The 9,636-nt window shown below is 73.0% G+C and carries 8 protein-coding genes; 3 read left to right on the forward strand and 5 right to left on the reverse strand.

Going from position 1 to position 9,636, the window contains the following annotated elements:
- From E1298_RS39190 to E1298_RS39200, 3 genes are all read right to left on the reverse strand, one after another.
- On the reverse strand, positions 1-943 hold a 943-nt coding region (locus tag E1298_RS39190; RefSeq protein WP_243726088.1), incomplete at its 3' end, for an NYN domain-containing protein.
- A gap of 193 nt (positions 944-1,136) precedes the next feature.
- Positions 1,137-1,376 carry an acyl-CoA carboxylase subunit epsilon gene (locus tag E1298_RS39195; protein ID WP_131902449.1) on the reverse strand — a complete coding sequence of 80 codons (240 nt, stop codon included), beginning with the start codon at positions 1,374-1,376 and terminating at the stop codon, positions 1,137-1,139.
- Positions 1,377-1,446: 70 nt separating this feature from the next.
- The gene (locus E1298_RS39200; RefSeq protein ID WP_131902450.1) at positions 1,447-3,045 is read right to left on the reverse strand and encodes an acyl-CoA carboxylase subunit beta; all 1,599 of its coding nucleotides are present in this window, start codon (positions 3,043-3,045) and stop codon (positions 1,447-1,449) included.
- 133 nt (positions 3,046-3,178) lie between these two features.
- Here E1298_RS39200 and E1298_RS39205 point away from each other — a divergent pair, with 133 nt between their 5' ends.
- Positions 3,179-5,770 carry a phosphoenolpyruvate carboxylase gene (locus E1298_RS39205; RefSeq protein ID WP_131902454.1) on the forward strand — a complete coding sequence of 864 codons (2,592 nt, stop codon included), beginning with the start codon at positions 3,179-3,181 and terminating at the stop codon, positions 5,768-5,770.
- Between the two features lie 6 nt (positions 5,771-5,776).
- Here E1298_RS39205 and E1298_RS39210 read toward each other — a convergent pair whose 3' ends face one another.
- Positions 5,777-6,574: an enoyl-CoA hydratase/isomerase family protein gene (locus tag E1298_RS39210; protein WP_243726089.1), complete on the reverse strand. Its 798-nt coding sequence runs from the start codon at positions 6,572-6,574 to the stop codon at positions 5,777-5,779.
- A 77-nt stretch (positions 6,575-6,651) separates the two neighbouring features.
- On the opposite strand from E1298_RS39210, the gene E1298_RS39215 reads away from it, so the two are divergent.
- Together E1298_RS39215 and E1298_RS39220 are read left to right on the forward strand one after the other, a co-directional pair.
- Positions 6,652-7,527: a biotin--[acetyl-CoA-carboxylase] ligase gene (locus E1298_RS39215; RefSeq protein ID WP_131902451.1), complete on the forward strand. Its 876-nt coding sequence runs from the start codon at positions 6,652-6,654 to the stop codon at positions 7,525-7,527.
- A gap of 112 nt (positions 7,528-7,639) precedes the next feature.
- Positions 7,640-8,677: an adenylate/guanylate cyclase domain-containing protein gene (locus tag E1298_RS39220; protein ID WP_131902452.1), complete on the forward strand. Its 1,038-nt coding sequence runs from the start codon at positions 7,640-7,642 to the stop codon at positions 8,675-8,677.
- A 208-nt stretch (positions 8,678-8,885) separates the two neighbouring features.
- On the opposite strand, the gene bfr is transcribed toward E1298_RS39220, so the two are convergent.
- On the reverse strand, positions 8,886-9,383 hold the full coding sequence (gene bfr, locus E1298_RS39225) for a bacterioferritin (protein ID WP_131902453.1): 498 nt from the start codon (positions 9,381-9,383) through the stop codon (positions 8,886-8,888).
- Positions 9,384-9,636: the final 253 nt, after the last annotated feature.

Below are 9,636 nucleotides of genomic sequence, written 5' to 3' on the forward strand. Positions count from 1 at the left end.
CGCAGGAAGTCCGAGGGCAGCACCTCGACCGTGTCGGACTCCCAGACCAGCCACTCGGCCTGGTTGGAGCCGTGGGTGGGCTCCACGCCCCACAAGTGCACGCGGACGCCGTAGCGCTGGGCGGCCTGTTGCGGTCGGGCCCGAGCTTGCCGTCGGACGCGGCGGCCGCGGCGGAGTTCATCGAGGCGGCCACCGTGGCCGGCGTCACCTGCGGGCCGCCGCCGACCGGGACGGCGGTGCGGACGGCCGCGGCGGGGGCCGGCTTGACCGCCGGAGGCCGTCCGGCGAACACCTGGGACGGCGACGGGACGGGGCTCGCCCGGTGCCCGGCGGCGTCGCGCACCGCCGCGGCGGACCCGGGCGCGGGGACGGGCAGCACCTTGGCCTTGGTGAAATAGGGGCGCAGGAAGTCCGAGGGCAGCACCTCGACCGTGTCGGACTCCCAGACCAGCCACTCGGCCTGGTTGGAGCCGTGGGTGGGCTCCACGCCCCACAAGTGCACGCGGACGCCGTAGCGCTGGGCGGCCTCGACGGCGGGCAGCATGTCCTCGTCGCCGGCCAGCAGCACCGCGTCGGTGATCGCGCGGTGCCGGGCGAGGGCCTCAAGGTCGGCGCGGAGCTGGGCGTCGACGCCCTTCTGCTGGCCCTGCGCGTTCAAGTTGCCGAGCCGCAGCTTCACCAGGGGCAGGTTGGCTATGACGCGCTGGTCCACCGTCGGCTGCCGCTTCGGCGCCGCGTCGAACCAGTAGACGCGCAGCAGCTCGCCGAGCAACTGGTCGTCCGCGTGGGTCGTCAGCGCCTTGATCAGCTTCTCGGCGGCGACACGGTACTCGCGCCGGGAACCGCAGCCGAGCAGCAGCGCACCGGAGGCCGCGTAAAGGTACCCCGCGTCGACGAAGACGGCGTAGCGCGCGGGCTGAGGGACGAACTCCGAGGTGGCCATGGCCTTTCACCTTATTCGTGCCGGGGCCTCCGCTGGGCGCGAACCACGGTTACATGTCCCTTGAAGCATTTCCCTATCGTCCGCCACGGACACCGCAATGATTCCGCGCAGCCGCTGGCAGGAGCGTTGCGGCGGCGCTGGGAAGGCGCCGGCAGAGCCCGCGCGATGGGCCGTCCAGGGGGTACGCGGGGCCTCAGCGCGGCAGGCCGCCTGCGCGCCAGGCGCCCGGCCCGCGCGGCCGGATCCCGCCGGACGCCGTGGTCCGCACCAGCCGGGAGCGGTCGGCCCAGCGGGACGTCCGGGGCTCGTCCGCGCCGTCCCTTGCGGCGGCGGCGGCGCGGGCGCGCGCGGTCAGCACAGCGACGAGCGCGGCGACCTCTGCGGGGGACGGGTCGCCGCGCACCACCCGCAGGAACGGCTTGCCTTCGGTCACGAGTTCTCCTCACCCCAGGGTCGGGGATCCCATGATCGGGGACGTTTTCTCCGATCATGGGAGGGCCGGGTCAGAGCGGGATGTTCCCATGCTTCTTGGGCGGCAGGGTCCGGCGCTTCTCGCGGAGCGACCGCAGGGCCCGCACGATCTGCCCGCGTGTCTCGGACGGCTTGATCACGTTGTCGATGTAGCCGCGCTCGGCCGCGATGTAGGGGTTGGCGAGCCGATCCTCGTACTCGGTGATCAGCTCGGCGCGGCGGGCGTCGGGGTCGTCCGCGGCGGCCAGCTCGCGCCGGTACAGGATGTTGACCGCGCCCTGCGCGCCCATCACCGCGATCTGCGCGGTCGGCCACGCCAGGTTGATGTCGGCGCCGAGGTGCTTGGAGCCCATGACGTCGTAGGCGCCGCCGTACGCCTTCCGCGTGATCACCGTGACGAGCGGGACGGTGGCCTCGGCGTAGGCGTACAGCAGCTTCGCGCCGCGCCGGATGATGCCGTTCCACTCCTGGTCGGTGCCGGGCAGGAAGCCGGGCACGTCCACGAAGGTCAGGACCGGGACGTTGAACGCGTCGCAGGTGCGGACGAACCGGGCGGCCTTCTCGGAGGCGTCGATGTCGAGCGTCCCGGCGAACTGGAGGGGCTGGTTCGCCACGACGCCGACGGAGTGGCCCTCGACCCGGCCGAACCCGACGATGATGTTGGGCGCGAACTGCTCCTGGACCTCCAGGAACTCGCCGTCGTCCAGCACGTGCTCGATCACGGTGTGCATGTCGTAGGGCTGGTTCGGCGAGTCGGGGATGAGGGCGTCGAGCTCCTCGTCCAGCTCCGCGGGGTCCACCGGCACCGCGAACGCGGGCGCGTCGGCGAGGTTGTTGGACGGCAGGTAGGACAGCAGCGCCTTGACGTACTCGATCGCGTCGTCCTCGTCCGAGCCCTGGTAGTGGGCGACGCCGGACCTGGAGTTGTGCGAGCGGGCGCCGCCCAGCTCCTCCATGGTCACCTCTTCGCCGGTGACCGTCTTGATGACGTCCGGGCCGGTGATGAACATGTGGGACGTCTGGTCGACCATGACGATGAAGTCGGTGATCGCGGGGGAGTACACCGCGCCGCCCGCGCAGGGCCCCATGACCAGGGAGATCTGAGGGATCACGCCGGAGGCGTGCACGTTCCGCTTGAAGATCTCGGCGTAGAGGCCGAGGGCGACCACGCCCTCCTGGATCCGCGCGCCGCCGGAGTCGTTGATGCCGATCACGGGGCAGCCGGTCTTCAGCGCGTGATCCATCACCTTGCAGATCTTCTCGCCGAAGACCTCGCCCAGCGAGCCGCCGGAGACGGTGAAGTCCTGGCTGAACACCGCGACCGGACGGCCGTCCACGGTGCCGTAGCCGGTGACCACGCCGTCGCCGTACGGCCGGTTCTTCTCCATCCCGAAGCTCGTGGAGCGATGCCGGGCCATCTCGTCGAACTCGACGAACGAGCCCGGGTCCAGCAGCGCGTCGATCCGCTCCCGGGCCGTCATCTTGCCCTTGGCGTGCTGCTTCTCGACCGAGCGCGCGGATCCCGCGTGCACCGCCTCGTAGCGGCGCCGTTCCAGGTCCGCGATCTTTCCCGCCGTCGTGTGGACGTCGATGTCCTCGGCGCGCGGGGGTTCAGGGGCTTCCATCGCCATGCGGGTCAGGGTAGCCACACGCCCGCGACGCGGGTGCGGGCGGGGCCGTCCCCGACCGGGTGAATCTCCTGTGGGGGCCGCTCATTACGCTGGGGCCGTGGCTACGAAGACGCGTGACACCTTTCGGCAGGACATGCCAGAACCGCTCCGCCGCGACGTGCGCCTGCTGGGCGCCATGCTCGGCGACGGCCTCGTGGAGTACGGGGGGCGGGAGCTGCTGGACGACGTCGAGCGGCTCCGCCATGCGGTGATCGCGGCCCGGCGGGGCGAGATGGGCGGCGAGGAGGTCGCCGCGCTCGTCGACGGCTGGTCGCTGGAACGTGCCGGGCAGGTCGCGCGGGCGTTCACCGTCTACTTCCACCTGACGAACCTGGCGGAGGAGCACCACCGCATCCGGACGCTGCGGGAACGCGACACCGGCGGGAGCGTCCCGGGGACGGTCGCGGCGGCCGTCGAGGAGATCCGCGCCTCCGGCGGTGGGCGGCTCGCGGAGGTCATCGAGGGCCTGGAGTTCCGTCCGGTGTTCACCGCGCACCCGACCGAGGCCCGCCGCCGCGCCGTGGTCACCGCGATCCAGCGGATCAGCGACCTGCTGGCCGAGCTGAACGCGGGGCCGGGCGAGAGCGGGCGCGAGGAGATCGAGCGGCGGCTCCGCGAGGAGATCGACCTGCTGTGGCGGACGGCGCTGCGCCGCGACGCGCAGATGGACCCGCTGGACGAGGTCCGCACCGCGATGGCCGCGTTCGACGAGACGATCTTCCGGGTCGTCCCGCACATCTACCGGGCCCTCGACCGCGCCCTGCAAGACGGGGACGACACGGGCCCGCGGCCGCCGAAGGCCCGCCCGTACCTGCGGTTCGGGAGCTGGATCGGCGGCGACCGGGACGGCAACCCGTTCGTCACCGCGCAGGTCACCCGGGACGCGGTCATGATCCAGGCCGACCACGTCCTGCGGGCCCTGGAGGCGGCGTGCGCCCGGGTCGGGCGGGAGCTGACCGTCCACGAGTCCACCACGCCCGCGTCCGCCGACCTGCGCGCCGCCCTCGCCGCGGCCCGGACGGCGCAGCCCGCCCGGATCGGCGAGATGTCCAAGCGCTCGCCCGGGGAGCCGCACCGCCAGTTCCTGCTGTACGCGGCGGCGCGGATCGCCGCGACCCGCGAGCGCGACGCCGACCTCGCCTACGGCTCGCCGGACGAGCTGCTCGCCGACCTGCGGATCGTCCAGGACTCCCTGGCCGGGGCGGGCGCCGCCCGGCAGGCGTACGGGCGCGTCCAGCAGCTGATCTGGCAGGTCGAGACGTTCGGGTTCCACCTCGCCGAGCTGGAGATCCGCCAGCATTCGGAACTCCACGAGAAGGCCCTCGCGGAAATCCGCGCCGGTGAGACCCGCTCCGAAATGACGGAAGAGATCCTGGAAACCCTGCGCGTCGTCGCGTGGATCCAGCGGCGCTTCGGCGTGCGAGCCTGCCACCGCTACATCGTCTCGTTCACGCGTTCCGCCGAGGACATCGCCAACGTGCACGAGCTGGCCGCCTCGCTCGGCGACGGCGCGCCCGTCCTGGACGTGATCCCGCTGTTCGAGACCGGCGAGGACCTGGAACGCGCCCCGCACGTCCTGGAGGGGATGCTGGAGATCCCGGCCGTCCGGCACCGCCTGGACGACACCGGCCGCCGCCTGGAGGTCATGCTCGGCTACTCCGACTCCGCCAAGCAGCTCGGCCCGGCCAGCGCGACCCTGCGCCTGTACGACACGCAGGAGGCCCTCGCCGGCTGGGCGGCGCGCAACGACATCAGGCTGACGCTCTTCCACGGGCGCGGCGGCTCGCTCGGACGGGGCGGCGGGCCCGCCAACCGGGCGATCCTCGCGCAGGCGCCCGGGTCGGTCGCGGGCCGCTTCAAGGTCACCGAGCAGGGCGAGGTCATCTTCGCCCGCTACGGCCACCCGCAGATCGCCCGGCGGCACGTCGAGCAGGTCACGAGCGCGGTGCTGCTGGCCTCGACCGACGCAGTCCAGGACCGTGCCCGCGAGGCCGCCGCCCGCTTCCGCCCGCTCGCCGACAAGATCGGCGAGGCGGCGAAGGCGGCGTTCCGGACGCTGATCGAGGCCGACGGCTTCGCCGCCTGGTTCGCGCGCGTCAGCCCGCTGGAGGAGATCGCCGAGCTGCGCATCGGGTCCCGCCCGGCCCGCCGGAAGGCCGCCCGGGGCCTGGAGGACCTGCGCGCCATCCCGTGGGTGTTCGCGTGGACGCAGACCCGCGTGAACCTCCCCGGCTGGTACGGCCTGGGCAGCGGCCTCGCCGCGGTCTCCGACGACGGCCGGGAATTGGCGGAGCTGCGCGAGGCGTACGAGGCTTGGCCGCTTTTCAACACGCTCCTGGACAACGCCGAGATGAGCCTGGCCAAGTCCGACCGGACGATCGCCGAGCGCTATCTGGCGCTGGGGGAGCGGCCCGAGCTGTCGGAGGCCGTCCTGGCCGAGTACGACCGGACCCGCTCGCTCGTCCTCGCCGTCACCGGCCACGACCGGCTGCTGGAGAACCGCCGCGTCCTGTCCCGGGCGGTCGAGCTGCGCAACCCGTACGTGGACGCGCTCTCGCACCTCCAGCTCCGCGCCCTCACCGCGCTGCGCGCCGGGGTGGCCGACGAGGAGGAGCGCGGCCACCTGGAGGCCCTGCTCCTGCTGTCGGTCAACGGCGTCGCCGCCGGCCTCCAGAACACCGGCTGAGCCAGGTCAGGACGGCCAGGAGGGTTTGCGCTTCTCGTTGAAGGCGGCGATGCCCTCGCGGCGGTCGGCGGAGAACGCGACGGTGCGCCAGGCGTTCTCCTCCAGGTCGAGCCCGGCCTCCAAGCCGACGCCGGCGCCGAGCCGCATGGCGCGCTTGGCGGCCCGGACGGCGGTCGGCGAGTTCCGGGCGATCAGCTCGGCGATCGCGGACGCCTCCTCGCGGGCCGTCCCGGCGGGCACCTTCCGATCGGCCAGGCCGTAGGCCAGGGCCTCGTCGACGCCGAGGCGGCGGCCGGTGAACACCAGGTCGGCGGCCTTGCCGGGCCCGAGCCGCCGCAGCGCCAGCTGCGTGCCGCCGCCGCCCGGGACGAGGCCGACGCCCACCTCAGGCAGCCCGAACACGGCGGTCTCGTCCGCGACGATCATGTCGGCGGACAGCGCGAACTCGCAGCCACCGCCGAGCGCGAACCCGTGCACGGCCGCGATGACCGGCTGCGGCAGGTTCAGCACGCCGCCGAACGCGGCCCGGAACACCGGCCGCTGCGCGAGCAGCTCCTCGTCGGTCATCGCGCCGCGCTCCTTGAGGTCGGCGCCCACGCAGAACGCCTTCTCGCCCGCCGCGGCGAGGACCACCGCCCGGACGGACGGGTCCGCCGCGACCTCCGCGCAGGCCGCGGCCAGGCGCCGCGCCATCGCGGTCGACAGCGCGTTCAGGGCCTCGGCCCGGTCCAGGACGATCTCGGCGACGTGCTCGTTGCGCGGGTCCCGCCGAAGCGTGACGCCCTCCAGCTTCACTCCATCCACAAGCGGCACCCTAACTCCGGCGCCCGTCGGTGGACGGCGGTCCCAAGATCGAGTTCGCGGTGGGGTTGGATGGACGGGTGAGCGACTCACCGTACGGAGACCTCGACCGCCCGCCGCTGCACGAGGCGGCCCTCCAGCGCGCGCTCGTCCGTCCTGGCGGGCTGTGGCGGGAGGTCCGCGTCGTGCCCGAGACCGGGTCGACCAACGCCGACCTCGCCGCGCGGGCCCGGGAGGGCGCGCCGGAGGGCACCGTCCTCGTCACCGAGCTGCAGACCGCGGGCCGCGGCCGGCTCGGCCGGTCCTGGACGGCCCCGACGCGCTCGGGCCTGATGTTCTCGATGCTGCTGCGGCCGGCCGTCCCGGTGCCGATGCTCGGCTGGATGCCGCTGCTGACCGGGGTCGCGGTCGCCACGGCCGTCCGCAGGATGACCGCCTGGTCGGAGACCGGCGAGGGCTTCCTGGCGGGCGAGCGGACGCCCGAGCGCGGCGACGCGGCCGTGGACGCGCGGCTCAAGTGGCCGAACGACCTGCTGGTGGGGGAGCGGAAGCTGGCCGGGATCCTCGTCGAGCGGGTCGAGGGCGCGCTAGTCGTCGGCGTCGGGCTGAACGTGGGGCTGCGCGAGGCCGAGCTGCCCGTGCCGGCCGCCACGTCCCTCGCCATCGAGGGCGCCCCGCTCAGCGACCGGGCGCCGCTGCTGCGCGCGATCCTGCGCGAGACCGGGACCTGGTACCGGGAGTGGACGGCGCTGGAGGGCGATCCCGAGACCAGCGGGCTGCGCACCGCGTACAAGGACCTGTGCACGACGCTCGGCCGCACGGTGCGGGTCGAGCTGCCCGGCGACGAGACGCTGCACGGGACGGTCCGGGACATCGACGGGGCCGGGCGGCTGGTGGTCGCGGGGCCGCGCGGCGACACGGCGGTCAGCGCCGGCGATGTGGTGCACGTCCGGTGAACACCCCGGCCCGATCTCCCGAACGGCATCGGATCTGCAACGATATGTCCTGGTACCGGACCACGACGCCGCCTGCAAAGCCCACGGCGACGGCGGACTGAGGGGCGGACAGATGGCAGCCGGATTGCCGGATCCGAAGGAGATCGAGGAGCTCCTGCTCGGAGGCGAGCTGCGCTATACCCGCGTGGACGCCGTCCGGCTCTCGGGGGTCACCCGGGAGTTCTCCGGCCGGCTGTGGCGCGCGTTCGGCTACCCCTCGATGCCGGACGACGCCGTCGCCTACACCGAGGGCGACATCGCCGCGCTGTGCCGCATCCGCCGCCTCATGGAGGACGGGGTGCTGGACGAGAACGGGGTGGTCCGGCTCGTCCGCGCCTTCGGGCAGACCATGACGCGGCTCGCCGAATGGCAGGTCAACCTGCTGCGGAGCATGCTCGTCCAGGACCCGGACGGGCAGCCGTCCTCCGAGGCCGTCGACACGATCGTCGACATCGCCGAGCGGCACATCGGCGAGTTCGAGCCGCTGGTCGTGCACGCGTGGCGCCGCCAGCTCGCCGCCGCGGGGACCCGGGCCATGGCCGCGGCGGCCACCCGCGAGAACGGCCACCCCGCCGGGCGGACGCCGACCACGGTCGGCTTCGCGGACATGGTCTCCTTCACCCAGGTCAGCCGGGAGCTGGAGGAGATCGAGCTGGCCCGCGTGGTGGAGTGGTTCGAGGAGACCGCCGCCGACATCATCGCCACCTGCGGCGGGCGGCTGGTCAAGACGCTCGGCGACGAGGTGCTGTTCAGCGCCGAGACCCCCGAGATCGGCGCGGAGATCGCGCTGACCGTCGCCGCGGCCATCCAGGACGAGACCGAGGTCCCGGACGTGCGGGTCGGCGTGGCGCACGGCCCCGTGCTGCCGCTGATGGGCGACGTCTTCGGCACCACCGTCAACCTCGCCGCCCGGCTGACCTCCCTCGCCCGCCCCGGCGCCGTCGTGATCGACACCGAGCTGGCGGCCAAGCTGGAGAAGGACCCCGCCTACGAGGTGACCCGGATCGTCCGCCGCCCCGTCCGCGGCCTCGGAATCATCCAGCCCTACGTCCTGCGGCGCCGCGTGGATTCAACGCCGGCCCAGGAGCCCTCGCAAAGCGGTTCTGCTTAAGGCAACCCCGGACCAACGGGCTGGCCTCCTTTTCCAGGAGGCTCAACGATCACGCGAGCGCGTGACCTGACCGGTGGGGCAAAGCCGGAGGCGAGCCCCACCGGGAAGATCGCGAAGCGATGTCGCGTCTCGCACAAGCACGGTCAAGGTGCGAGCCGCTAGGCGAGCACCTTGGGCCGGGATTGCGTTAAAGGGGCGGGCATCGGCTTTAGACGGGGCTGGGCGTGTCTTCGCCGGGGGCTTCGGTTAGGCGCTGGAGGTAGTTGTGCTCGCCTAGGGCCTGGACTAGGCCGATCTCGGTCTCCAGGTAGTCGATGTGCTGCTCCTCGTCGGCGAGGATGTCCTCGAAGATCCGGGCGGAGGTGACGTCGCCGCGCGAGCGCATCAGCTCGATTCCGGGGCGCAGCCGGGCCACCGCCTCCAGTTCGATCTGCATGTCGGCCTCTAGCTGTTCGAAGACGGTCTGCCCGATGCGCAGCGTCCCGATCTTCTGGTAGTTGGGGAGCCCCTCCAGGAACAGGATCCGGTCGGTCAGCCGCTCGGCGTGCCGCATCTCGTCGATCGACTCGTGCCGGGTGTGCCGCGCCATCCGCGTGTAGCCCCAGTTCTCCTGCATCTTGGAGTGCAGGAAGTACTGGTTGATCGCGGTCAGCTCGGCGGTGAGCTGCTCGTTGAGCAGCGCGATGATGTCCTTGTCGCCTTCCATATCGCCCCATGTTTCCACGCCGCACCGGCGGTGGACAGCACTGGGGCCCGCGCGGCGCGTGTCCGCCCCTTCGCGGGCGGGCCGTGCGGGTCCCTGGGAAAGCGGCTCAGGCGGCGGTCGGCGGTGCGGTTCCCCTCTCGGCGGTGATCGGGTCCGTGAGGGCCGGGTCCGTGCCGATCGGCGCGGGCGCGGCCGGGTCCGTGATGGCCGGGACGGCCTGGTCCGGGGCGGTGGGGGCGGCCTGGTCCGGAAC

It is taken from the genome of Actinomadura rubrisoli, assembly GCF_004349215.1.
Classification (GTDB): Bacteria; Actinomycetota; Actinomycetes; order Streptosporangiales; family Streptosporangiaceae; genus Spirillospora; species Spirillospora rubrisoli.

What these genes read in the sequence shown, in the direction of transcription:
- E1298_RS39205 (WP_131902454.1), top strand. Translation starts at nt 3,179, where the DNA reads ATGCCAGAACCGCTCCGCCGCGACGTGCGCCTGCTGGGCGCCATGCTC.
- bfr (WP_131902453.1), bottom strand. Translation starts at nt 9,383, where the DNA reads ATGGAAGGCGACAAGGACATCATCGCGCTGCTCAACGAGCAGCTCACC.
- E1298_RS39220 (WP_131902452.1), top strand. Translation starts at nt 7,640, where the DNA reads ATGGCAGCCGGATTGCCGGATCCGAAGGAGATCGAGGAGCTCCTGCTC.
- E1298_RS39200 (WP_131902450.1), bottom strand. Translation starts at nt 3,045, where the DNA reads ATGGCGATGGAAGCCCCTGAACCCCCGCGCGCCGAGGACATCGACGTC.